Source organism: Comamonas sp. CMM03 (genome assembly GCF_019218715.1).
GTDB classification, from domain to species: domain Bacteria; phylum Pseudomonadota; class Gammaproteobacteria; order Burkholderiales; family Burkholderiaceae_C; genus Comamonas; species Comamonas terrigena.
The window spans coordinates 329,750-353,815 of sequence record NZ_JAHUXB010000004.1; the positions used below are offsets into that span (position 1 = coordinate 329,750).

The window sequence follows — 24,066 nt, forward strand, 5'->3', positions numbered from 1 at the left end:
TTGATTCTCAAGGAGGGGGGTACAGGCATGGTTTGCGCTAGCGCAAAGGCATCACCTGTTACCTCAAAGGTTTGCCATGTCTCTCATCCACCAATCCGTCGGCAGCATTGCCAAACAAATCCCCGGCGCCACTGCGGTGTTCCACAAATACGACCTGGATTTCTGCTGCGGCGGTAAGCACAGCCTGGCCCAGGCAGCGCAGGCCAGGCAGGTCGATCCTGCGGTGGTCGAAGCCGAGCTGATGCGTTTGCCGGCCGTGGCCGCACAGGCCGATGCGGAGTCGGCGGCGGTTGCGGCCTGCGATGCCGGCCACAGCGACGTGCTGATCGAGCACATCCTGCAGCGCTACCATGAAGTGCACCGCCAGCAGTTGCCGGAGCTGATCCGCCTGGCCCACCGCGTGGAGCAGGTGCACGGGGACCGCGACGATTGCCCGGTCGGTCTGGCTGCCCATCTGGAAGCCATGTTCCAGGCGCTGCAAAGCCATATGCTGAAGGAAGAAAAAATCCTGTTCCCGCTGCTGCTGGCCCAGCACAACGCCCAGGCCCGGATGCCGATTGCGGTGATGCGCCATGAGCACGACCAGCACGGCGCTGAATTGCAGAAGCTGCTGGATCTGACCGACCACATCACGCCGCCGCGTGCCGCCTGCACCACCTGGCGTGCGCTGTACGGCGGGCTGCGCGAGTTCAAGGAAGACCTGATGCAGCACATCCACTTGGAAAACAATGTGCTGTTCCTGCACACGGAGCAGGCTGTGGCTGCAGCGTGACAGGCGCTGTCGCCTCGGGACAGCTGCGGCGTCTGCGAGACCGGGGCGCTCCAGATGCTCAGGCGATGCGGTGGATAGATGAACCTGGCAACTGCAGGGGCGGGAACAAGGCGCAGACCTGTGGGTCGTGCCCAGGGATGATCTGGTCCGGGCCGTCCGCCAGCTGCCGGATCAGCGCATAGCCGCCCAGCATGTCCTCCAGGCTGTGGATGGCGGGAAACGGGTTCAGCTTTTCCAGGTTCTCGTAGTAGTGCGCGGCGTCGGAGGTCAGCACCACCCAGCCTCTGGCGGTCATCACGCGCACTACCTGCAGGCCGTCGGTGTGGCCGCCGACACGGTGAAACTCGATGCCGGGCGCAAACCGGTGCATGCCATCGACCAGCCGGACATCGCCGGCATACAGGCGCTTGAGCACGACGGAAATATCGTCAAGTGCGAAGAAGTGGTTCTGCTTCGCATCGCACATGCACCTGCCGGTGGCGTAGGCCATCTCGCGCTGCTGCAGCCAGATGCGGGCGTTGCGGAACTGGTTCACATTGCCGGCATGGTCGTAGTGCAAATGGGTGATCGCGACATCGCGGATGTCGTCGGCCGCAATGCCCAGTGCGCCGAGCGCCTGGACCGGCTCCTGCAGAAATGCACGCTGGCGGGCGAGGGCGGAGACCTGGCTGAAGCCGGTGTCCACCAGCAGCAACTGGTCGCCACCGCGCACCAGCCAGACAAAGAAGTCCAGCGGCATCAAGGCATCCGGATCGCCGTCGACGGGGTGCAGAAAATTGCTCTGCCGCACCCGCGCGACGCTGGCGTACCGGATGGCGAGGACCTCATAACGGGGCAGATCGTCTGGCTGCATTCTGCTGGCCGCCTACTTCTTCACCAGAGGGCATTTGCTCTGATCCAGGCTCTCGAACGCCTCCTTGCCCGGCACGGTGTCCTGCACGCTGTAGTAGTCCCAGGGCTTCTTGGATTCCGACGGTGTCTTCACCTTCACCAGCAGCATGTCGTGCACCATCTTGCCGTCGTCGCGCAGCGTGCCGTTCTTGGCAAAGGCATCCTGGATGCGCATGCGCTTCATGGCCTTGATGACGTCGGCGACATCGTCGCTTTGGGCCTGCTCGACCGCCTTCAGGTAGGTGCGGATCGCCGAATACTGGCCTGCCTGCAACGCGGTGGGCATGCGCTTCATTTTCTTCATGAACTTGTCGGCGAACTTGCGCGATTCGTCGTCGTAGTCCCAGTAGAAGGATTCGGCAAACATCATATTGCCCGCGTTCTTGAGCCCCAGCCCATGCACGTCCATGATGCTCATCAGCATGGCCACCGTCGCCTGGCCGCCGGTCCCCAGGCCGAATTCACGGCCTTGCTTGATGGCGTTCTGCAGGTCCAGGCCCGCCGTGGCAATGGCCACCGCATTGGCCTTGCTGCCGTTGGCCTTGACGATGTAGGAGGCAAAGTCGTTGCCGGGGAAGGGGTAGCGTGACGAGCCCACCACGCTGCCCCCCGCGGCTTCGATGAACTTCCTGCCATCGTTTTCCAGCGAGTGCCCGAATGCATAGTCGGCCGTCACGTAGTACCAGGTCTTGAAGCCCTTCTTCACCAGCGATTTGGTGCCCACATTGGCCAAGGCATACGAGTCGTAGACCCAGTGCACATTGTTGGGCGTGCAGTCCTCGTTGCTGATGCGCTGTGCACCAGCCCCTGTGACGATGGACATGCGCCCCTTTTCCTGGGCGATCTTCATTGCGGCCAGGGCCACGGCGCTGTTGCCCAGTTCGGTCACCGCATCCACCTTGTCGCGGTCCAGCCATTCACGGGTCTTGGTCGAGGCGATGTCGGCCTTGTTCTGGTGGTCGGCGGTCACGATCTCGATGGGCATGCCCAGCACCTTGCCGCCGAATTCCTCGACCGCAATTTCGGTGGCAACAATCGAGCCCTTGCCCACGTTGTCCATGAACGGACCGTTGATGTCGGTGAGCACGCCGATCTTGACCACGCCGTCCGAGATCTTCGCGCCCCCGGCTTGCGCGTGGGCTGCGCCGGTGAGCAGTGCGATGGCGGAAAGAACGAGGGCCGTTGGGGGAATGAACTTCATGGTGTGTCTCCTGCGTTGTCTGGCGCGTTGTCTGGCTTGGCGGAGCGGGGTTTCACGGTTGAATCTGCCGGAGCACCGGCATCAGGTGCGCGATGAAGTCGGCGGGGGCCTCGCTCATCGGGAAATGGCCGAGGCCGGGCATGATCGACAGCTGCGCCCCGGCAATGCTCTGGGCAAGGGCCCGGGAGTCATCGGGCGTGCAGGAGTAGTCGTACTCGCCGGTCAGCAGATAGAGCGGGCATTGCGCCGTGTCGATGCGGCCCGCCAGCGCGCGCAGATCGCCTTCGGCCTTGTAGAAGTGGAGATCGCCCTTGAACACCCCGGGCCCGCTTTGCATGTAGTGCCACAGGGTTTCCCAGCGGTCCACCTCCTTGGCGTGCGGGCCGATCAGGCCGGACACGATGCCGGCGCAGACTTCGCCGCCGTGCACATCCGGACGGTGCAGCCATTCCAGGTTGTAGTAGGGCGCGACATGGGCGCCCGATTGCAGGCCGATCAGGGCCTTGAACCGCTCCGGGTGCTGCAGCGCCAGGTGCAGCACCACACGGCCGCCGATGGAGCACCCCATGGCGACGGGGCGGTGAATGTCCAGCGCATCCATCACTCCGAGGATGGAGTCCACATAAAGCTGCGAGGTGAGCTGGTACTCGTGCTGTTCCCAGCCTTCGGGGGGCGAGGACTTGCCGTGGTAGGGCAGATCGAAACAGATCACCTGGAAGCGTTCGGTGATCTCCGGGCAGTTCATCAGGCCGCGGTATTGGCGCGAGTCGCTGCCTGCCGTGTGCAGGCACAGCAAGGGCTGGCCCTGGCCCGCCGTTTCCACATAGATGCGGTTGTTGCGGCCTTGGATGGTGACGTGGACGTAGCCGCCCGAGATGGGTTCCATGTGTTGGCGGTTCATTGCACGATCCCTCCGAGTGACTTGACCAGATCCTTGAAGTACAGGAGATTGCTCATGAACGGATGCTGGTCGCCTTCCAGCCGCAGGTGCTTGAACTTGATCATCGCCATCAGATCGTGAAAGCCCGGTGTGGGCGTGCTGGCGTAGTACCGGCTCCAGGCCTGGGCATCGGCCGCCAGCCGGAACGTCCAGCGCGGCATCACGAAAGGGCCGCTCTGGATGCTTTCTATGCGTCCCTCGTGGATGCGGACCAGCCATTCCTTCTCGCCGCTTTGCAGCAGAAACGTCACATGGACGAATCTGCCGCGGTGGACGAGCCAGTCATTCAGGGGAACAGGGGTGGTGCTCATGGTGCGGCTTTCGTGTCGGCAATCACGCGGTACATCACGGGGTAGTAGTGGTCGGCGAAGCCCGCGTCGATGGATTTCTGCAGCTGCTGCGCGGTCAGCGCGGTGATGGCGTTGTCCAGCTGCACCGTACTGGACAGCTCCAGTGCCAGCTTCAGGTCCTTGAGGGCATAGGCCGTGGAGAACATCTTTTCCGGGAAGACATCCTTGGCCAGGTAGTTGGCTCCGGTGAGATTGAGGGCAAACGAGGCCGCCGACCCCAGACCCAGCGCATGGGCGAGCAGGTCCTTGGACACGCCCGACTTTTCGGCCATGGCAAAGGCTTCGGCCAAGGTGTGCACGGTGTTGAGCAGCACCATGTTGTTGAGGATCTTCACGACCTGCCCGGCGCCGGTCGGGCCGCAGTGCAGCACGTCACTGCCCATGCAGTCGAGATAGGGTTTCACGGCGGCGAACTGCGATTCGCTGGCGCCCACGGTGATCAGCAAGGTGCCGTTGTTGGCGGCTGCCCGGCTGCGGGCCACGGGGGCATCCACCAGGTCGATGCCGGCGGTCCCCAGGGTGGCGGCCAGCTGGCGCGTGCGTTCCACATCGCTGGTGCTCATGTCGACAACGGTCTGGAGCGCACGGGCGTTGGCCACCAGTCCGTCCGGACCGTTGCAGACCGCCTCGACATGCTGGATGGCCGGCAGCGACAGGAACACGATGCGGGCGGTTTCGGCAATCTGCTGCACGCTGCTGGCAATCACGCCATCGTCGGCCAGCGCACGCACGTTGTCGGCGTTGAGGTCGGCAGCCAGCACCGTGCAGCCGGACTTCTGCGCCAGATTGCGGCACATGCCCATGCCCATCACGCCCACGCCGATGAAACCGAGGATGGGTTTGCTGCTCATGCCAGACCTCCCTGGCGCACGCACTTGACCTTGAGGAACTCACGCAGCCCCTCAGTGCCGCCTTCGGAGCCCAGGCCGCTGTCCTTGTAGCCCCCGAACGGGGTCTCGGGCAGCGAGGCCTGCAGCTCGTTGATGCAGACAACGCCGCTTTCGATCTCGTTGGCAAACCGGTGTGCCAACTGCATGTCGTTGGTGAAGGCATAGGCCGCCAGGCCAAAGGGCAGGCTGTTGGCCTCGTGCAATGCCTCGTCCGCATCCTGCACGGGGATCAGCAGCGCCACGGGGCCGAAGGGTTCGATGCGCGAGACATCGGCTTGCTTGTCGCGCACGGCCAGTACCGTGGGCGCGTAGAAGAAGCCCGGCTGGTCCAGGCTCTTGCCGCCGGCCAGCAGCGTGGCCCCGGACTCGACGGCGTTCGCCACCAGCTGGGCAATGGCGCTGCGGCGGCGCTGGTTCTTGAGCGGCCCCATCTGCGCCTTGGCATCAAAGGGATCGAGCACCTGCAGTTTCTGGACATGCTCCACAAACCTGGCGCAGAACGCGTCGTAAATGCGGGCGTGGACCAGAAAGCGCGTGGGCGAGGTGCAGACCTGGCCCGCATTGCGGTACTTGGTGGCCACCGTGGCGGCCGCCACCTTGTCGATGTCCACATCGCTCCAGACGATCACCGGGGCGTGGCCGCCCAGCTCCAGCGTGGCCTTTTTCATCTGCGCGGCGGCCTTGGCCCCCAGTTGCCTGCCCACTTCGGTGCCGCCGGTGAAGGTGATCATGGCGATATCGGGGGCGTTGCAGAGCTGGTCCGCAATCTGCGCCGGGTTGCCGAACACCATGTTGACCAGGCCTGCAGGGGTGCCGGCGCGCTGGCAGGCCTGGGCGATCAGCAGCGCCACGCCGGCGGTCTCTTCCGAGGGTTTGATGACGATGGCGCAACCTGCTGCCAGGGCGGCACTGATCTTGCGCGACGGGGTGATCGCAGGCGCGTTCCAGCCTGCAAAGCCGCCGACCACACCCACCGGTTCCAGCTGCGCAATCTGCTGGATGCCGGGGGTGCGCGCGGGAATCACGCGGCCATACAGGCGGCGGGCTTCTTCGGCGGCCCATTCGAACATTTCGGCCGCGACATCGACTTCCTTCTGCGCTTCGCTGTAGGGCTTGCCGAGCTCGCTGGTGATCTGCGTGGCCAACCGCTCGCGGTCTGCGCGCATCTCCAGTGCGATCTTGCGCAGCAGGTCGGAGCGCTGGACGGCGCCGCTTTTCTTCCACGCGGACTGGGCCTTGCTCGCACTGTCGATGGCGCGGGCCACATCGTCGGATGACGCCATGGTGTAGCTGCCAATCACCTGGCCGGTCGACGGCGAAACCACCTCGAAGACCTCGGTGGACGCGCCCGCGACGAAGCTGCCCTGGATGAACTGTGAATATTGCATGTGTCGGTTCTCGCAGCCCATCAGTCGAGCGTGATGTTGGATTTTTTGATCACGCCCGCCCAGTGCGCCGATTGCTTCTGGATGAAGTCCTTGAACTGCGCAGGCGTTCCGGTGAGCGGGTACTGGTCCAGGGTCAGCAGCCTGGCCTTGACTTCCGGGCTGGTCATGATCTCGTTGACGGCGCTGTTCAGCTTGGTGACCACATCGGCGGGCAGTCCTGCCGGGCCCATCAGGCCGTTCCAGGGTTCTGCGGCAAAGCCGGGCAGCTTGGTCTGGCCGATCACCGGCGTGCCCTTGAGCCCTTTTTCCGGCGCCGAACTGGCCGAGGCCAGAATGCGCAGCTTGCCTGCCTGCACCTGCGGAATGGCCACCACGCCGGCCAGGAAGGCCAGGTCCACACGGCCGGCCGCCAGGTCGATCACCGCTGCGGAATCGCCTTTGTAGGGCACGTGCAGCGTGTTGATGCCGGTGTCACTCTTGAACCATTCGCCCGCCAGGTGGTTGATGGCGCCATTGCCCGCCGATGCGTAGGTCAGCTGATTGCCTTTCTGGCGCGCAAACTGGACCAGATCGTCATAGGTCTTGAACTTGGAGTCCGGCGGAACCGTCAGGTAGTAGGGGTAGCTGGCCACCAGGCCGATGGGGGTGAAGTCCTTGATCGGGTCGAACTGCACGCCTTTTTGCACGTAGGGGATGATGGACAGCGTGCTGCTGCTGCCGATCATCAGCGTGTAGCCGTCGGGGGCTGCCTTCTTCACCTGGTTGGCCGCCACGGCGCCACTGGCGCCGGCCCTGTTGTCGATGATGAAGCTCTGGCCGAACTTCTGGGTGAGCCTTTCGGCCAGGATGCGGGCCACGATGTCGGTGGGGCCGCCGGCGGAGAAGCCGACCGTGATGGTGACCGGTTTTTCCGGGTAGCCTGCCGCCGATGCGAGGGTGGAGAAAGCAAGGCCGGTGGCCGCTGCCGTAGCGAGCACGGCGCGTCGGGTGAAGTTCATTTTTTTGTCTCCTGGATATCGTTGTTGTCGCTGCAGTTTTTTGGTCGCAGTCGTTGTGGGTCCGTTCAGAGCCGGATCTTTTCCACCCCGTTGACCTCGGCCCAGTAGTCGGTCAGGCAGGAGGTGTCCTGTCCGGCCTTGCCGGCGGCCAGCGCCATGCGGAACACGTTCTTGGCGGTATCGCAGACCGGCAGGGCCACCTGCGTGGACGCTCCGGCGCTGGAGGCGAGCGAGATGTCCTTGTAGCCCAGCGCCAGGTCAAAGCCCGGGCTCAGGTCCCCGGCCAGCACCTTCTTGGGCCACTTCTCCTTCAGCTGCCCATTGCTGGCGGTGGTGTTGACCAGCACGTCGAAGGTCTTGGCCGTATCGAGTCCCAGCGACTTGGCCAGCACCAGGGCTTCGGAGTTGATCTGGCAGTAGCACAGCACCATCATGTTGTTGATGATCTTGGTGCGCGTGCCGCTGCCGGCATGGCCGCAGTGGTGGATGGTGGTGCCCATCTGGTAGAGCACCGGCTCCACGGTGGGTAGGTGCTGGGCATCGATGCCCAGCATGAACAGCGACTCGCCGCGGTCGGCATGCATGGCAAGGCGGCCCACGGGGGCGTCACCAAAGACAAAGCCCGCCTGGGTGAACGCGTCGTTCAGCAGATCGACCGTGTCCACATCGATGGTGCTCATGTCGATGTAGATGGCGCCGGGTTGCAGGTTCTGGAGGATGCCGTTCTCGCCCAGCGCCACCTGCTTGACCTGCTTGGGCCCGGGCAGCATGGTGAAGACGATATCCACGCTGCGGCACAGGCTGGCCACATCGGGGGCCACGACCGCACCTTCCGTCCCCAGTTGCTGCGCGGCGCCGGTGTTGATATCGAACACCGTCACGCGTTGCTGGTGCTTCAGCAGGGAACGGGCGAGCGCGAACCCCATCCGGCCAAGGCCGATGAATCCAATATCCATTGTTTTTGTCTCCTGGTTGTTTTGTAAAAATTTATCGGTCTGCCGCTGTTAAAAGGAAGAGAAATAATCTTGGTGATATGAGTTTTTGGTATTTCTAGGAAGAGGCCGGTGTCTCCCTGGAAACAGCGCTGCAGGCACCACCAAGCCGTTGCTCCCTGAAGGGCTGTCCACCCATATGGCATGGCCGCGCCTGCATGCCACCGCCAACACGTCGTTTGCAGGCGCATGTGCGTGGCTAGGAGTGGTCGGGCAGACATCCCGAAGCTGGCGCTGCGGGCGTTGGACGTTGGGCAATGCAGGGAGGGGCTCTCGCTGGCGCTGCCGTGCAGGGGCGGTAGCCCATGGGGTGTCGACTGCCCGCCGTTCTGCCTAGGGCGGACTGGACGCACGGGCCGGTCAGCGCAGCACGAGACAGCAGGTCTTGGTGCGCTGTGATACCGGCCATGCGGTGAACCCCGGTGAAAGGGGGGCGCCCACGGAGAACCGTGGGCCGCCAGCCAGGACGTTGCGGTCAGCCACGGGTGCCGTGGACCAGGAGATGGGCCTGGAGGGGAGCCGCGTACCTTGTGGGACGGCTGCAGCAGTCCGCCAAATCAGGCGGACTGCGTGCTGCGCAGCGCCAGGGTCTGGAGCAGGCCTTGCCGCTGTTCCTCAAACGCCTGGGCTTGGGCCAGCAGCCATTGCTCGATGGCATCCAGCACCCGCGATGGCTGGCGTGCGCGCACAAACATATAGGACGCCTGCGCGGGCACGCGGCACCCGAACAAGGGCACCAGCCGACCTGCCGCCACATCGTCCAGGACCAGGGCGGTACGGCCAAGCGCTACGCCCTGCCCGGCGCAGGCCGCACTTTGCGCCAGCATGGCCAGGTTGTAGGTGCGGCCCAGGGTCCAGTCCGGGGGGGGCAGTCCCATGTGCGCGAACCAATGCGCCCATTCCGCGTGGGTGCTGGCCCCTTCCCACGGGCTGAAATCGTGCAGCAACATAGTCCCCGTCAGTCCCTGGGGCGTTGCCAGTGCCGGGTGTGCGGCCAGAAAAGCCGGGCTGGCCACGGGAACCAGCCATTCGCTGAGCAGTTCGCAGGCGTGCAGATCGGGATAGTTCCCAAGGTCAAAGCGCACCGCTGCGTCCACGCCGTCGCGCAGCATGCGCCCGCGGTCCAGCGCGTGGAACTCGGCCTGTACGCGCAGATCGATCTGCGGGTGTTTCTGGAAGAAGGTCCCCAGCCGGGGCGTGAGCCAGGCCATCGCAAAGGAGGGCGCGCAACTCATCGTCACCGGTTGCCCCTCGCTCTCCTGCCGCAGATCGGCCAGCGTGTTTTCAATGGATTGCAGCGATTCGCGCAGCACCCGGCCCAGCAAGCGCCCCTCAGGCGTCAGCGTCAGCGCGCGCGGTGAGCGCAGCAGCAGCGGGCGGCCCAGCCACTGCTCCAGCTGCTTGACCTGCTGGCTGACGGCGCCCTGGCTCACGCACAGGTCTTCGGCCGCGCGCGTGAAGCTGCCATGCCGTGCTGCCGCGTCAAAGCAGCGCAGCCAGGACAGCAGCGACGGTGAGAGCAGGCGTGTGGAGGTGCTCATTATTAGTATGGTTGAGGTTGCCTTGACTATAAGTGACTTGCATCCAGTCTGGGGCGGGCCAAGAATGGGCGCTTCCCTGTGAAAGACTGCCACGCAATGCCCACCTCCGCCCCCACCCTGATGCGCTTGAAACAATCTCTCCCCTTGCTGTGGCTCAACCCGACGCGTAGTACCGCGGTGGCCGCGCAGGAGGTCGGTCACGCTCTCGCCACCACAGGCTCCGAGAGCCCGGCAGAGAGCCAATACATTAGTCTGGCTGATATTGAAGCCGCCCGGTCGCGCTTCGAGCGCTTTGCGCCGCTGCTGGCCAAGCTGTTTCCCGAACTGGCTGCGTCGGGCGGTGTGATCGAGTCCGCACTGTCCCCCGCGCCTGCTGTGGCGTCGTTGCTGGGCATGGCCCCTGGGCAGGGGCGCGTGCTGATCAAGCAGGACCATGCATTGCCGGTGGCCGGGTCGATCAAGGCGCGCGGCGGGCTGCACGAAGTGCTGGAATTTGCCGAGCGGGTGGCCATTGCCAACGGCCTGCTGCCCAGCCAGCCCAGCGCGGCAGACTATGTCGCGCTCCTGAGCGAGCGCGCACGCGAGGTGTTTGCCCGCCACAGCGTGGCAGTGGGCTCCACCGGCAACCTGGGGCTGAGCATTGGTGTGATCGCCTCGGCCTTGGGCTTCAAGGCGAGCGTGCACATGTCGGCCGATGCCAAGGCCTGGAAGAAGGACCGCTTGCGCCAGCGGGGTGTCGAGGTCGTCGAGCATGCGGGCGACTACGCCCAGGCAGTGGCCCAGGGCCGCGCACAGGCCGCAACCGATCCCCTGGCACATTTTGTCGACGACGAGCGCTCTCTCTCGCTGTTCCTGGGCTATGCGGCCGCCGTCTTCGGCTTGCGCCGCCAGCTGGCAGAGCAGGGCATTGTGGTGGACGCCCAGCACCCGTTGTTCGTGTACCTGCCGTGTGGTGTGGGCGGGGCTCCGGCGGGCATTGCCTTCGGCATCCGCCAGATTCTGGGCCCCCATGCGCACTGCTTCTTTGCCGAGCCGGTGCAGTCGCCCTGCGTGCTGGTGCAGATGATGGATGGCTCCGACGGCCCGCAAGGCCCGCACCCCACGGTGTATGACTACGGGCTGCACAACCGGACCGAGGCCGACGGCCTGGCCGTGCCGCAGGCCTCGCGCCTGGCCAGCGCCGCCATGCGCGAGGTGCTGGGCGGTATCTACACGGTCGAGGATGGGCAGCTCATGCGCTTTGTCTACCAGCTCGAGCAGGCCGAAGGCCTGCGCGTGGAGCCCTCGGCAACCGCCGGCATGGCTGGTCCGTCGATGCTGCTGGGTACGCCCGAAGGGCAACGCTATCTGCAGGAGAGTGGGCTGCAGGCGCATCTGGCACAGTCCACGCATGTGGTCTGGACCACTGGCGGGCTGTTCGTTCCGCCTGCGCAGTACCAGCAGTTCTGGGAGGCCGGGCGCGACCTGCTGGCCCAGCAGCCGTAGGATTCTCTGCCGCATCCTGCGGCGTGCACCTCACTGCCATTTCTTGCCCGTCTCCATTGCCATCGCCATCGCTGACATGTCCATTTTCACTGTGCCTCCCGCAGCCTCCATCGGCGCACCGATTTCCGATATCGACACGCCGGCGTTGCTGCTGGACCTCGATGTCTTCGAGCGCAATCTCGACGACCTGCAGGCCCGCGCCGATGCCGCAGGCATGGCCTTGCGTCCGCATGGCAAGGCGCACAAATGCCCGGCCGTGGCCCTGGCACAGATCGCACGCGGTGCGGTCGGCATCTGCTGCCAGAAGGTGTCCGAAGCGATTCCATTCATAGAAGCCGGGGTGCGTGACATCCACATCAGCAACGAGATTGCCTCCCCCGGCAAGGCACGCCTGCTGGCGCAGCTGGCCCGCCATGCACGCATGAGCGTGTGTGTGGACGATCTGCAGCAGGTCGACTGGCTGGCGGCTGCAGTGCAGGAAGCCGGGGCCGAGCTGACCGTGCTGGTCGAGATCGACATCGGCCATGGCCGCTGCGGTGTGGCCGATCTGGAGTTGATGACCCGTATCGCGGCCCGTATCCAGTCGCTGCCCCGGCTGTCTTTCGGCGGCCTGCAGGCCTACCACGGCACGGTGCAGCATGTCCGCCTGCCGGAGGAACGCCAGCAGATCATCGACGCGGCGAACGCGCGCATCCGCCAGGCCAGGGCGCGCCTGGAAAGCGAGGGACTGCCCTGCGCGGTCGTGACCGGCGGAGGCACCGGGAGTGCCGACATCGACTTCGCCAGCGGCGTCTACACCGAGCTGCAGGCCGGCAGCTACGCCTTCATGGATGTGGACTACAGCCACAACCAGCCGTCCGGCGCGGGCGTGTCCTCTTTCGCGCACAGCCTGTTTCTGGCGACCCGCGTGATGAGCCGTGCCGCAGGCACGCATGCCGTGCTGGATGCAGGCCTGAAATCCATGAGCCTGGAAAGCGGTCTGCCCCAGGTGTGGAATGCGGCCCAGGCCCGGCCCGATGCCGTGCTGGCCTGCACCGGTGTCAGTGACGAGCACTGTACGGTCGGGTGGGGCGCAGAGGCGGCCAGCACAGCCGGAACCACGGCCTTGTCCGCGTTGCCTGCCCTGGGGGAACTGGTGCTGCTGGTGCCAGGGCACGTGGACCCCACGATCAACCTGCACGACAGCCTGATTGGCTACCGGAACGGCGTGGTCGAAACCATCTGGCCCATTGCGGCGCGCGGTCTGAGCCGCTGAACCCTCCTCCTTCAGGGCGCCTCTACGGCATGCTTGGGGGGCGTGTGTGCCGATTCACCGTGGGCGTGCGGACATCCCCTATGGGTGGCCGCACCCGGGGCGAGGCCTGCCGGCGTTCAGCCAAAGCGCGACGGATCGTAGGGCGCAGGGTCCACATACGGTGTCTGGCCGCACATGCGTTCGGCCAGAAGCCGGGCAGACGCGGGACCCAGGGTGAAGCCCTGGTGGCCATGGCCAAAGTGGAACCACAGGCCGCGGTGGCGGGGTGCCGGGCCGATGACGGGCAGCATGTCCGCAGAACACGGGCGGGCACCCAGCCAGGGCTGTGCTTCGACCGGCTGGCCCAGGCCCAGAAGCCGCTCGGCGGCGCGCTCGGCCACGTGCAGCTGCACCGGTGTCGCCGGTGCGCCGGCGCTGGCAAATTCGGCCCCCGTGGTCAGGCGCAGACCGCGTTGCATTGGCGCCAGCACCACACCATGGTCGGTGTCGAGCACAGGCCGGCGCAGCGTTCCGCCACCCTGGTAGTGGCGGTGGTATCCCCGCTTGGCGAAAAGCGGCAGCCGGTAGCCCAGTCGGCGGGTGTGCGCCTCGGCCCAGGGGCCGAGCGCCAGGACGGCTGCCTCGGCCTCCAGCGCCCCGTCACGGGTCTGAACGCGCCAGCCCAGTCCCGTCTGCTGCAGGCTGTCGGCGTCGCCTTCGGCGATCCGGCCACCACGCTGCACGAACAGTGCGGCATAGTGTTCCACCAGCGCTCCCGGATCGGAAATGGTCCAGGGATCCCGCCAATGGATGGCGCCCGCCGGCGTTTCGCGCAGGCCGGGCTCCAGCTGGACCAGGGCCGGTCCGTCCAGTGCGGCCCAATCCAGTCCATGGGCCTGTGCGACCTGGGTGGCATGGCGCAGCGCCGTCTCCAGCAAGGCGGGTTGCCGGTACAACTGCAGCCAGCCTTCCTTGCGCACCAGGTGCTGCGCGCCCGCGGCGGCCATCAGCGGCTCGTGTTCGGCAATGCAGTGTGCGATCAGCCGTGCATAGGCGGCGCAGGTGTTCGCGTACGGCGCGGGGGCCGAAGACTGCCAATAGCGCAGCAGGCGGCCTGCCAGGGAGGGCAGGGCCGTCCAGTGCACATGCACGTCATTGCCTTGCCCGGTCGCCACGCGCCACAGTGCCTGCCAGCTGCGTGGGAAGGCGTAGGGCTGCACGGCCTCGCGCTGGATGAAGCCGGCGTTGCCGTACGAGGTTTCGCGCCCCGGCGGGCGGCGGTCCACCAGCACGACCTGGCGGCCGCGCTGCTGCAATGCCAGCGCCGTGCTGACGCCGACCATGCCTGCGCCGAGAACCAGGACTTCGGATGCCATGGTGTGTGTTCCTGTCTGGGGGAGTTCGGGGAAAAGAGGGCGGTCAGCCGCGCAGCGCCGCCACGACCGCAATCTCGATGCGGGCCGGGGCCACCAGTTCGGTGCAGACAGTCGCGCGCACCGGCAGCGGATCGGAGAAGTGGCTGGCGTAGGCGGCATTGAATGCGGCGAAGTCCTCCTTGTGCGTGAGGAAGACGTTGACCGACACCACGTCGGCAAGCGACAGGCCTTCGGTGGCCAGCGTGGTGGCAATGCGCTCCAGCGTCAGGTGCGTCTGCGCCGTGATGCCTTCGGGGATGCTCCCATCGGCGGCAAACGGCATCTCGCCGGACAGGAAGGCCAGGCCGGCGGCCGTGCGGATCTTGGAAAAGGGGAGGGCGGGCATGGTGGACATGGAAGGAACTCCTGGGTGCAAAAAAACGAAAGGCAGAAAGGCGCTGGAAAGGCGCTGAAGCGCACCATTCTGGCGGGCCGCAGTGCCCGCCAGGTCCACCGTGCTGCGCAGAAATCAGAATCGTCGATTGCCGATCCAGCAATTAGGCACCTAGCTCCACCCACCGGCACGCCGCCTTTCACGCGCCGGGCAACCGGCCGTCCGCTGCGTTGTCCACGTCGTCCGCATCGCCGCCGCCGTTGCCATCGGCACGGATGGCTGCCACCAGGTACTGCACAAAGGCGTGCACGGCTTCCTGCAGATTGCGCCCGGCCAGGGTCTGGACTTCCAGATAACGCTCGTTCATCTCGCGGTCGCGCAGCGGCACGGCCCGCACGGCGTTGCCGCCGCGCCGCGTGCGGACCGACAGCTCGCCATAGAACGCCACACCCAGTTCACTGGCGGCGGCGTAGCTGACCAGCGCGTCGGCATGGTTGCTCACCAGCACCTGGCGGTACCGCAGCCCTTGGCGGCTGCAGCTGATGTCGAGCAACTGCCGCAATGTGCTGCTCTTGAGCGGCAGCACCAGCGGGTAGGCCGTCACTTCGCGCAGCGACAGTTGCGGCCGTGAGGCCAGCGGATGCTTTTCTCCCAGCACGGCCATGATGGGGCAGGGGTGGCGCAGCTCCACGCGGATGTCCGGCTCGGGGACCGAGCTGAGGGTGATGCCGATGTCGACCTCGCCATCTCGCACGCGCCGCGCCACATCGCCCTGCGAGCAGACGTCCAGCCGGAACGCAACGCCCTCGTAGCGGCGCTGAAACTGTGCGATCAGCATGGGAATGAAGTCATGGGCAAAGCCTTCAACCGAGGCGATGCGCACCTGCCCCGTGCGCATGCCTCGCAGCGACTGGATTTCGCTGGTGACACGCTCGATGTCCTGCTCGACCCGGCGTGCGTGGGCGGCCAGCAGTTCGCCCGCCGAGTTCGGCACCATACCGCGCGAGCGGCGCTCGAACAGCAAGGTGTCCAGGTCGCTTTCCAGCCGCGCAATCTGGCGGCTGACCGCAGAGGGGGCTACGTTCAAGCGCGTGGCGGCCTCCTTGATGGAACCCGTGCGCACCACTTCCAGGAAATAGCGCACGGCCGCTTCCTGCAGCACCCGGCTGTTGGCTGTGGCAGGACCGATTCCTGCTCCGGTATCTGTTTTCCCCATCGTGCCATCCTTCTCACACGTATGAATTCTATTTTTGGCAATGAAATATTCTAAACATTGCGCTTGTGGCATCGGTTGAGCACTCTTAGCATGAACTCGTATTCAGCACGTCCAGCGCAGCCACGGTGTTTGCGGAGCTATCCGGATCGTTGTTCCTGCGCTGGTGTTTTTCCCTCGTCCCCTTGCCTCACCGAACCTGTCGCTTCATCATGAAATCCATCACCGCTTTCACCCGCTTGGCCGTGGCTTGCTCGTTGAGCCTGGTTGCCGCTGCCCCCGCTCTCGCTGCCGATGCCTACCCATCGAAGCCCGTCACGCTGGTCATCCCGTTCTCGCCTGGCGGCGCCACGGACGTGATCGGCCGCCTGCTGGGCCAGAAGCTCGGTGAAAAACTGGGCCAGCCTGTGATCATCGACAACCGCCCGGGCGCGGGCACCATCATCGGTGCGACGTATGTGGCCAAGGCCCCGGCCGACGGATACACCTTGCTGGTCAGCTCCGGCAGCACCTTCACCGTCAACCCCGCCATCCGCCCCAACCTGCCTTACGACCCGGTCAAGAGTTTCGATCCCATTGGGATTCCTGCACGCACCGGGCTGATCGTGCTGGCCAACAGCGCCGTGCCGGTGAGCGGCGTCAAGCAGTTTGTGGATTACGTCAAGAAGTCCCCTGGCAAATACGCTTTCGGCTCCTTCGGCAGCGGCACGACGGCCCACTTTGCGGGCGAGCTGGTGCTGGCCCGCACCGGGATCGACATGACCCATGTGCCCTACAAGGGCAGCGCACCGGCGATGACAGACCTGATCGGTGGGCAAGTTCCTTTCTCGGTCGATACCGTGGCCGCCGCCATCCCCCAGATCAAGAACGGAAAGATCAAGGCCGTCGCCGTGACCACGGCCAAGCGTTCCTCCCTGCTGCCCGATGTGCCTACCTTCGCCGAGGCCGGTTTCAAGGACATCGACATGGACACATGGCTGATCATCGTTGGCCCCAGGGGCATGCCGGCCAATGTGAAGGCCAAGCTGGAAGCCACGCTGGCGGAAGTTGCGGCCGCCCCCGACGTGCAGGAAAAAATGAAGGCCCAGGGCTTTGACCCCGCCTATGCCAACAGCGCCGCAGCCGCCACCTTGATCCGACAGGAAATGCCTGTGATGAAGAAGCTGGCCGACAGCGCGCACATCACCGCCGATTGATACCGCACCCATCAACCTCGCTGCTGGCCGTCAGCACGCGGGGGGTTTTTGTATCTATACCTATGAGAGAGACATCCATGCACACCGCCCCGTCATCCAGTCCGTCGCTGGTCGAACTGTCTGCCGTCGAACTGCGCCGCCTCATTGGTGCGCGGCAGATTTCGCCGGTTGAACTGCTCGATGCCTGCATCGCCCGCATCGACAGCGTCAACCCTTATGTCAACGCTGTCACCGCGACCTGTTTTGACCGCGCGCGCAGCGAAGCGCATGCCGCCGAAAAGGCCGTGATGGCGGGCGAGCCACTGGGGCTGCTGCATGGCCTGCCGCTGGGCGTGAAGGACCTGGAGCCCACCGAAGGGCTGCTGACCACCTGGGGCTCGCCCATCTACCGCGACCATGTGCCGACCCAGGACATCGAGCTGGTGGCCCGCCTGCGCCGCGCGGGCGCCATCGTGGCCGGCAAGACCAATGTGCCGGAGATGGGCGCAGGTGCCAACTCGCGCAACGATGTCTGGGGTGCGACCGGCAATCCCTTCAACCCCAACCTCAACGCCGGCGGCTCGTCGGGGGGATCAGCAGCGGCACTGGCCTGCGACATGCTGCCGGTGTGCACCGGCTCGGATACCGGTGGTTCCCTGCGCATTCCGGCCGCCAAATGCGGCGTGGTGGGGTTCCGCCCCTCGCCGGGCATCGTTCCCAGCGTGCGCAAGCTGCTGGGCTGGACGCCGCTGTCGGTCGTGGGGCCCATGGGGCGCACGGTGGAAGATGCCTGCCTACAGCTGGCGGCCAGCGCGGGCGTGCATGCCGGTGATCCCTTGAGCTACCCGCTGGATGCCGCTTCTTTTCTGCACCCTGCGCGCACCGACCTCAGCCGCTTGCGCGTGGCATGGACGGAAGACTTTGGCGCCTGCGACGTCGATGAGGGCATCCGCGCCACGTTCCGGCAGAAGATTGCGGCCATGCGCCACCTGTTTGCGGCCTGCGACGAAGTCAAGCTGGACCTGGGCGATGTGCACCGCTGCTTCGACGTGCTGCGCGCCGAATCCTTTGTCGCCGGCATGCAGGCCGCCTACGAGCGCGATCCCGACAGCCTGGGCCCCAACCCGCGTGCCAACTACGAAATGGGGGCCCGCATGAGCCTGCTGGACGCCGCCTGGGCGCAGGCAGAGCAGACGCGGCTGCTCAAGCGCTTTCAGGACACCTTCGCCGACTACGACCTCATCCTGTCGCCGACCACGCCGGTCTCGCCCTTCCCGTGGACGCAGCTGTACGCCGCCCAGGTTGGGGGCCAGCAGCAGGCCAACTACTACCGCTGGCTGGCACTGACCTATGTGGTCACGCTGACCACGCACCCGGCCATCTCGCTGCCTTGCGGCACAGACCATGCCGGCATGCCCTTTGGCCTGCAGGTGGTGGGTGGCTTTAGGCGCGACCACGAGCTGCTGGGCGCCGCCCACGCGATGGAACAGGCGTTCTCCACCCAGGAGGCACTGCGCCGTCCACGCCCGGACCTGGCCGCGCTGCGGCCCGCAGAGCCGGCGCTGACCTCCATCGTCACGGCGCCTCCCGTGCTGCATGCACAAGGCGCTGCCGTGGAGGCCGTGTCAGCGGTTTGATGGACTGATGCCCTGGTGCCCTGATGCACGGGGATGCGAACAGCATGGAAACCATCCGTTTGAGCCAGACACGCTCAAGCGGTTGGGCTCCACGCTGTTCGCACTTGGTGGTGGTTGGTGGGTGGTCGTCGGCAGCCCTGTTACCTGGTCACCTTGCCACCCATTGCCCGTGGTGTGGCAGGGCGTACCGGATGCCCCCGCGGCCCGGTGCAGGGTCAGTGCATTGGCCTGCTGAGCCGTTTGCTTGCCCTGGAGATGGCGTAGTTGACCAGGCAGTAAAGCAGGGCCACCACCAGGTACACCGGCACCAGCGCGTGGTAGTTGGCAATCAGCACCTTGGCGTTCTGCATCAGTTCACCGTAGGTCACCACGTAGCCAAAGGTGGTGTCCTTGACCACGATGACCAGTTGCGCCACCAGCGCCGGAACGATGTAGCGCAGAGCCTGCGGGAAGACGATGAGAAAGAACACCTGCGCTTCCGTCATGCCCAGGCTGCGCGCCGCATCGGTCTGGCCGCGGGGAACCGCCAGCACGCCGGCGCGGTAAACCTCGGCCACCACGGCCGCGGTGCTCAGGCCGATGGGCAGGGTCAGCATCCAGTAGGTGCTGAGCTTGATGCCAAGCGTCGGCAGCACCAGAAAGCACACATAGATCAGCAGCAGCGTCGGTGTACCGCGCAAGAACTCGATGGCCGCAACGCTGGGCCAACGCACCAATTTCAGGCGCGACAGGCGCCCCAGCAGCAGCACCAGCCCGAAGGACAGCGCAATGGCAGCTGCCATCGCTGACGATTTCAGCGTGCCGAGCAGGCCCTTGGCGAGGAAGGCCCAGGTCGTTGGCCAGGCAAAGAATTCCCAGAACGGAGCGTCCAGCTGCCCTGCGTCATGGAACTGGTAGCCAATGGCCACTGCCAGCGCCAACAACATGGCCGCGGCCATGACGCTTGCCATCCGGGTGGTGATGCGGGCGCGCGGGCTGGGCGCCGCAAACAGAATGTCTTCCAGAGGGCGGCTCATCGCAGTATCCGCAGCTTCTTGTCCAAGGTGGCGCCTGCCCAGGCGATCAGCAATCCGGTCGCCACGTACAGCGCGGCGGCCACCGCGAACGCGGCCATGCCTGCAGCGGAGTCGTTGGCGATCTTGGACACCAGCGAGGTGAGCTCCCGCCCTGCAAGCGGCACCTGCGACGCCAGCGAGGTCGACAGCATCAGCGCAATCAGCAGCGATGTCATCGGCTGTACCACCGAGCGCAATGCCTGCGGCAAGATCACTACGGCAATGATGTGCCGGGGTCGCATGCCCAGGCTCAGCGCGGCTTCGATCTGGCTGCCGGGAATGGTGTTGATGCCCGAGCGCAGGTAATCCGCCGTGAAGGCCGAGCACACCAGCGTCAGGGCCAGGATCACGCTGGGCTCATAGTCGATCACCACATTCAGGTCGGGCAGCGCGAACACGATGAAGATCAGCAGCGCCACGCTGGGGATGTTGCGAAAGATCTCGACATAGCCGGTCAGCACCCAGCGCAGCGGCGACACCGGCAGCAGCCGCAGCACCGCCACCGCCGTGCCCAGCAGGAACCCGGGCACGAACGACACGAGCGTGAGCTTCCATGTCAGCAAAAGAGCCTGCCAGAAGGCAGGCCCGTACTCGGTCAGAAGCCTGGAAACCTCAGCCATCGCTCAGGGGTGGGCAGGCGGCGTCGGGACGGCGGTGCTGCCGGTGCGTTGTCCGATGGAGACCGTCCAGAGCTTGGCCCAGGTGCCATTGGCTTCCAGCTTTTTCAGGAAAGCGTTGACGAAGGCCACGCCGTCCGAGCCCTTGGGCAGTCCCACGCCGTAGGGGTCCTGTGCGCCGAAGGGGGCACCCGCCAGCCGGGCGTTGCTGACGCCCAGGCTCAGGGCGTTGAGCAGCAGCGTGTAGTCGGTCACGTAGGCATCCACCCGTCCCTGGCGCAGTCCGTCCAGGGCTTCCTGGTGCGTCTGGAACTCCTGCACGACCGCCTTGGGCGCGTACTGGGCCAGGATCGCCGGCCCCGTGGAGCCTGCCTGCGTGGCCACTTTCTTGCCAGCAAGATCGCTGTACGACTGGATCGCCTTGTTGTTCGCCTTGACCAGCACCCCGGCCTGCGAGGTGTAGTACGGGCCGGCAAACGAGATCTTCTCGGCGCGGGCCGGGGTGATGGAGTAGGTGGCGAACACCATGTCCACCTGGTCGTTGATGAGCACCTGCTCGCGTGTCGACGAATTCACCTGCGTGAACTGGTACTTGGCGCCATCGCCCAGGATATAGCGCGTGAGGAGCTGGGCCAGGCCCGCGTCGAAGCCGCGGATCTTTCCATCTTTTTCGTTGAGCAGCGAGAACAGATTCGACGTCTGCGTGCCACCAAAGCGCATCGTGCCGGCCTGCTTGATCTTGGTGGCCCAGCTGCTCGATGCGATGGTCGCTGCATCGGCGACCGGGCCCTGGGCGATCAGCGCGTCAAACGCGGCGGCATTGATCGGTGTGCCCTGTGCGAAAAGCGCGCCACTGGCCGTGATCGCCAGCGCCGCCACGGTGGTTTTCAGAATGGATGGGATCGGCATGGGGTCTTCCTGAATGGTCTGTGGCGCCAATGTGGAGCGGTGCAAGGCACGCACCGCGCGTTCTGTTCAAGCGCCAGAATGCATTGTGCGCACGATACAGCCTTTCTGCGCGGTCACCACCGTCACGCTGGCACAGCGTCGACATTTGGCGCCGCATACACTCGCTGCAACCGTCACTTCATACAAACTCCTCACCAGAAAGGCATGGCATGTTGCGTGTGCTGGGCAAGGCGTCGTCCATCAATGTCCGCAAGGTACTCTGGGCCTGTGCCGAAATGGACATCCCCTTTGAGCGGGAGGACTGGGGCGTGGGTTTCCAGTCGACCCACACGGCTGCATTCATGGCTCTAAACCCTAACGCCATGGTGCCGGTCATTCAGGACGGCGATTTTGTGCTGTGGGAGTCGAACTCCATCATTCGCTATCTGGCGAACCGCTACCACGGCGCCGGGATATATCCGCCCGAAGCACAGGCGCGGGCGCGGGTCGACCAATGGATGGACTGGCAGGCGACGGACCTGAACAAATCCTGGAGCTATGCCTTCATGTCGCTGGTCAGGCATTCCCCGGAGCACCAGGACCGCCATGCGCTGGCCACCGGCTGCAGCGAATGGTCCAGGCATATGGCCATCCTGGACCGGCAGCTGGATGCCACGGGTGCCTATGTGTGCGGCGAGTCGTTCTCTCTGGCCGACATCCCGGTAGGCCTGTCGGTGAACCGCTGGTTTGAAACACCGCTGGCGCACCCTGACTATCCGGCGGTACAGGATTATTACGAGCGTTTGAGCCTGCGGCCGGGCTATCGCCTGTACGGCCGAAACGGAACCCCGTGAGGGATTGGTTGGGTTTGGAGCCTGGCGGGATTCGCGTGGCGGGTGTGGGTCCGTATGGCGCCGAAGGTCGTACCATGCTGCGCATCCTGTTCGCGCTGGGGAACCCGTGTGCCTCTGCTTTTGCGCCCACCAACCTGCGCCCTACGAAACGAAAAAAATGACAGCCAGAGAATTAGGGATCGCCTTGCTCGGAGCCATGGCGTTCGCTCTGCCTCCATCTGCTTTTGCGCAGAACACCAATGGGAAGAATCTCTACACACAGCGATGTGCCGTGTGCCACGGAGCGGATATCAAGGGCACGGGGCCATTGGCCAGGAAAAGCAATCCACCCACACCGGACCTCACCACCGCTGCTTTCAAAAAACGGCTGGAGAGTTATCCGGGCGTCATCGTGTCCTCGGTCATACTTCGCCCGAACGGGGACCTGATACCCAGAACGTTGAAGGAGAACGGGGTGAAGATTGCTCCGCATTCCTGGACCGTTCAGGATTTTCGAGACCTGAACAAATACATGGGAGACGTGATTTCAAAAAGTCGATGACCTGCACCGTGCCTGTCTGTGGTGCAAGTTTGAGAATATGTTTTGAAATCAATGGGCTGAAATCAATGGGCTATTGGTGTCTTGACGTGGGGTGCAGCAAGCGCATGTTCCACTGAATGCATCGGCTCACGCCTGCTGTCAGGGTGTTTAGGGCAGTTTGGCTCCGGTGGGGCGCTCCTGGCCAGGGGCGACCGTTGTGAAGCCGGTTGGCGCATGAGGCAAGGCCGCGTGTGCAAGGCCAAGCACGCTGCGCCATTGGCCCACGGTCCCCACTCGATCAGGAAGGCTTTGCCGCCTCGTCGTCGATGGCCTGCTGCACCTCGCGGTAGAAGTTTTCACGCGCTTGCGTAGCTTTGGGGTCGCGCGCACCGCCGGCCCAATTGGCGTTGGACACAATCACCAGCTTGCGTTGCGGATCGATAAAGATGCCCTGCCCAAAAATTCCGCGGGCCGTATAGCTGCCATCGTCGTAGGTCCACCATTGGTAGCCGTAACCACGCCCGGGAAGGCCGATCTCCGTGCGCTTGGTGGTCGCTTCCGCCCACCAGCCGTCGGGCACGATGCTCTGGCCGTTGACCTGGGCGCCATTCAGAATGAACAAGCCCATGCGGGCATAGTCGCGCGGCGTGGCCTGCACGCAGCAACCGCCAATCTCCTTGCCGGTCTTGCTCAAGATCCAGGTGGCTTGCTGCTCCATGCCTGCTGGCACCCAGATCTTCTCAGACAGGTAGGTGGCCAATGGCTTGTGGGTGGCCTGCTGCACCAGCGTTCCCACAAGATTCGTCTCGCCGGTGCTGTACAGCCAGCGGGAGCCGGCAGGTGCTTCCCGCGGAAGCTTGCGCATATAGCTCACCAAGGCTTCCACGCCTTCCTCGGGCTGGTGGTTGTTGAACCTGGCCACGTCCGACTGGGGGGCGGCATAGTCTTCGTTCCACTTCACGCCCGACGTCATAGTCAGCAGCTGCCGCACGCTGACATCGTCGTAGGCCGAGCCCTTGAGGTCAGGGATATAGAGGCTCACCTTGTCGTCCAGGCTCTTGATGAAGCCATCCTTCACCGCGGCACCGACCAGCGTGGAGGTGAAGGACTTGGCGACCGAGAAGCTGGTCCAGCGCCCCTGCCCATCAAAGCCCAGGCCATAGCGTTCCAGCCGCAGCTTGCCGTCGTGCACCACCAGCAGCGCGGCACTGCGCTGACCGGCCATGTAGGCATCCACATCGCTTTGGAGCTGGAGAGGTGGCCCTGGAGGCAAGGGGGAGGGGCTGCCACTGACCGGCACCACGTTCGCTTTGGCGAGTATCGGCAGGCGGTCCAGCGCACGGAAGGCCGCATCGCGTTGCGGCACGGTCCAGAACAGCACATCGCGGTTGGTCGGCACGGTGGCCAGCAGCGCCCGCGTCTCCTTGTCCAGACTGAACCAGCCCCCCACGACAGCGGCAGCCAGAATGGCCAGGCTACCCAGCACCACCTTCTTCAATGACACGTCCGTCTCCTTGGGGTTGAGCAAGAACCGTTGCCCCCAGCAGGGGCAGGCCGTTGCGCATCGCCTCGGCTTGCCTGGATACTACGCAGGCGTTATGGGCCGCAGGGAATGCTGTTGCTCCATCTCGACAGGTGATTGCCCTAGCGCCGCAGCACCGCTTTCGGTTCTAGGT

23 protein-coding genes and 1 pseudogene are annotated in these 24,066 nt (G+C 65.0%); 7 read left to right on the forward strand and 17 right to left on the reverse strand.

Annotated elements, in window-relative coordinates:
* Positions 1 to 76 precede the first annotated feature (76 nt).
* Entirely contained in the window at positions 77 to 772 is a 696-nt protein-coding gene (gene ytfE / locus KW830_RS15385; protein WP_192334226.1) for an iron-sulfur cluster repair protein YtfE, read from the forward strand.
* A gap of 58 nt (positions 773 to 830) precedes the next feature.
* Here the strand turns inward: ytfE and KW830_RS15390 are convergent, their stop codons facing one another.
* The 10 genes and pseudogenes from KW830_RS15390 to KW830_RS15430 form a co-directional block, all read right to left on the reverse strand.
* A complete protein-coding gene (locus KW830_RS15390) occupies positions 831 to 1,625 on the reverse strand; it encodes an N-acyl homoserine lactonase family protein (RefSeq protein ID WP_218333627.1) in 795 nt (264 codons plus the stop codon).
* Positions 1,626 to 1,637: 12 nt separating this feature from the next.
* Positions 1,638 to 2,864, reverse strand: a complete 1,227-nt coding sequence (locus KW830_RS15395) for an ABC transporter substrate-binding protein (RefSeq protein ID WP_218333628.1) — start codon at positions 2,862 to 2,864, stop codon at positions 1,638 to 1,640.
* Between the two features lie 52 nt (positions 2,865 to 2,916).
* Complete coding sequence (locus tag KW830_RS15400; RefSeq protein ID WP_066536877.1) at positions 2,917 to 3,765, reverse strand: alpha/beta fold hydrolase; 849 nt, start codon at positions 3,763 to 3,765, stop codon at positions 2,917 to 2,919.
* Positions 3,762 to 4,115 carry a hypothetical protein gene (locus KW830_RS15405; protein WP_066536875.1) on the reverse strand — a complete coding sequence of 118 codons (354 nt, stop codon included), beginning with the start codon at positions 4,113 to 4,115 and terminating at the stop codon, positions 3,762 to 3,764. Before KW830_RS15405 ends, KW830_RS15400 begins: the two co-directional genes overlap by 4 nt.
* Positions 4,112 to 5,005, reverse strand: coding sequence for an NAD(P)-dependent oxidoreductase (locus KW830_RS15410; RefSeq protein ID WP_192334235.1), 894 nt, complete (start codon positions 5,003 to 5,005; stop codon positions 4,112 to 4,114). Before KW830_RS15410 ends, KW830_RS15405 begins: the two co-directional genes overlap by 4 nt.
* A complete protein-coding gene (locus KW830_RS15415) occupies positions 5,002 to 6,432 on the reverse strand; it encodes an NAD-dependent succinate-semialdehyde dehydrogenase (protein WP_218333629.1) in 1,431 nt (476 codons plus the stop codon). Before KW830_RS15415 ends, KW830_RS15410 begins: the two co-directional genes overlap by 4 nt.
* A 20-nt stretch (positions 6,433 to 6,452) precedes the next feature.
* A complete protein-coding gene (locus KW830_RS15420; RefSeq protein ID WP_218333630.1) occupies positions 6,453 to 7,430 on the reverse strand; it encodes a tripartite tricarboxylate transporter substrate binding protein in 978 nt (325 codons plus the stop codon).
* A 65-nt stretch (positions 7,431 to 7,495) separates the two neighbouring features.
* Positions 7,496 to 7,930 (reverse strand): NAD(P)-dependent oxidoreductase, encoded by a 435-nt coding sequence (locus tag KW830_RS21365; RefSeq protein ID WP_255578667.1) that lies wholly within the window; start codon positions 7,928 to 7,930, stop codon positions 7,496 to 7,498.
* A pseudogene (locus tag KW830_RS21370) lies at positions 7,916 to 8,392 on the reverse strand (NAD(P)-dependent oxidoreductase); the annotation flags it as partial. The pseudogene KW830_RS21370 and the gene KW830_RS21365, both read right to left, overlap by 15 nt.
* Before the next feature lie 587 nt (positions 8,393 to 8,979).
* Complete coding sequence (locus tag KW830_RS15430) at positions 8,980 to 9,963, reverse strand: LysR substrate-binding domain-containing protein (RefSeq protein ID WP_218333632.1); 984 nt, start codon at positions 9,961 to 9,963, stop codon at positions 8,980 to 8,982.
* A 96-nt stretch (positions 9,964 to 10,059) separates the two neighbouring features.
* Between KW830_RS15430 and KW830_RS15435 the strand changes: the two genes are divergently transcribed.
* Positions 10,060 to 11,448, forward strand: a complete 1,389-nt coding sequence (locus KW830_RS15435; RefSeq protein ID WP_218333633.1) for a D-serine ammonia-lyase — start codon at positions 10,060 to 10,062, stop codon at positions 11,446 to 11,448.
* A gap of 76 nt (positions 11,449 to 11,524) precedes the next feature.
* Positions 11,525 to 12,703, forward strand: a complete 1,179-nt coding sequence (locus KW830_RS15440) for a DSD1 family PLP-dependent enzyme (protein ID WP_218333634.1) — start codon at positions 11,525 to 11,527, stop codon at positions 12,701 to 12,703.
* Between the two features lie 116 nt (positions 12,704 to 12,819).
* On the opposite strand, the gene KW830_RS15445 is transcribed toward KW830_RS15440, so the two are convergent.
* The 3 genes from KW830_RS15445 to KW830_RS15455 all read right to left on the reverse strand — a co-directional run bounded on the left by KW830_RS15445 (position 12,820) and on the right by KW830_RS15455 (position 15,647).
* Positions 12,820 to 14,058 (reverse strand): FAD-binding oxidoreductase, encoded by a 1,239-nt coding sequence (locus KW830_RS15445; protein WP_218333635.1) that lies wholly within the window; start codon positions 14,056 to 14,058, stop codon positions 12,820 to 12,822.
* 43 nt (positions 14,059 to 14,101) lie between these two features.
* Complete coding sequence (locus KW830_RS15450; RefSeq protein ID WP_218333636.1) at positions 14,102 to 14,452, reverse strand: RidA family protein; 351 nt, start codon at positions 14,450 to 14,452, stop codon at positions 14,102 to 14,104.
* 178 nt (positions 14,453 to 14,630) lie between these two features.
* Entirely contained in the window at positions 14,631 to 15,647 is a 1,017-nt protein-coding gene (locus KW830_RS15455; RefSeq protein ID WP_218333637.1) for a LysR family transcriptional regulator, read from the reverse strand.
* A 209-nt stretch (positions 15,648 to 15,856) separates the two neighbouring features.
* Here KW830_RS15455 and KW830_RS15460 point away from each other — a divergent pair, with 209 nt between their 5' ends.
* Both KW830_RS15460 and KW830_RS15465 read left to right on the forward strand, forming a co-directional pair.
* Entirely contained in the window at positions 15,857 to 16,840 is a 984-nt protein-coding gene (locus tag KW830_RS15460; protein ID WP_218333638.1) for a tripartite tricarboxylate transporter substrate binding protein, read from the forward strand.
* A gap of 77 nt (positions 16,841 to 16,917) precedes the next feature.
* A complete protein-coding gene (locus KW830_RS15465) occupies positions 16,918 to 18,456 on the forward strand; it encodes an amidase (protein ID WP_218333639.1) in 1,539 nt (512 codons plus the stop codon).
* A 215-nt stretch (positions 18,457 to 18,671) separates the two neighbouring features.
* Here KW830_RS15465 and KW830_RS15470 read toward each other — a convergent pair whose 3' ends face one another.
* Genes KW830_RS15470 through KW830_RS15480 form a run of 3 tightly spaced genes read right to left on the reverse strand, consistent with a single transcriptional unit; the run spans position 18,672 to position 21,037 of the window.
* A complete protein-coding gene (locus KW830_RS15470; RefSeq protein ID WP_218333640.1) occupies positions 18,672 to 19,472 on the reverse strand; it encodes an amino acid ABC transporter permease in 801 nt (266 codons plus the stop codon).
* The gene (locus tag KW830_RS15475; RefSeq protein ID WP_218333641.1) at positions 19,469 to 20,131 is read right to left on the reverse strand and encodes an amino acid ABC transporter permease; all 663 of its coding nucleotides are present in this window, start codon (positions 20,129 to 20,131) and stop codon (positions 19,469 to 19,471) included. The genes KW830_RS15470 and KW830_RS15475 overlap by 4 nt, the downstream gene beginning before the upstream one ends.
* A 3-nt stretch (positions 20,132 to 20,134) precedes the next feature.
* On the reverse strand, positions 20,135 to 21,037 hold the full coding sequence (locus KW830_RS15480) for a glutamate ABC transporter substrate-binding protein (protein ID WP_066537409.1): 903 nt from the start codon (positions 21,035 to 21,037) through the stop codon (positions 20,135 to 20,137).
* A 209-nt stretch (positions 21,038 to 21,246) separates the two neighbouring features.
* On the opposite strand from KW830_RS15480, the gene KW830_RS15485 reads away from it, so the two are divergent.
* Positions 21,247 to 21,870, forward strand: a complete 624-nt coding sequence (locus KW830_RS15485) for a glutathione S-transferase family protein (RefSeq protein ID WP_218333642.1) — start codon at positions 21,247 to 21,249, stop codon at positions 21,868 to 21,870.
* Between the two features lie 157 nt (positions 21,871 to 22,027).
* Positions 22,028 to 22,411 (forward strand): cytochrome c, encoded by a 384-nt coding sequence (locus KW830_RS15490; RefSeq protein ID WP_218333643.1) that lies wholly within the window; start codon positions 22,028 to 22,030, stop codon positions 22,409 to 22,411.
* Between the two features lie 277 nt (positions 22,412 to 22,688).
* Here the strand turns inward: KW830_RS15490 and KW830_RS15495 are convergent, their stop codons facing one another.
* Positions 22,689 to 23,894, reverse strand: coding sequence for a serine hydrolase (locus tag KW830_RS15495; RefSeq protein WP_218333644.1), 1,206 nt, complete (start codon positions 23,892 to 23,894; stop codon positions 22,689 to 22,691).
* Positions 23,895 to 24,066: the final 172 nt, after the last annotated feature.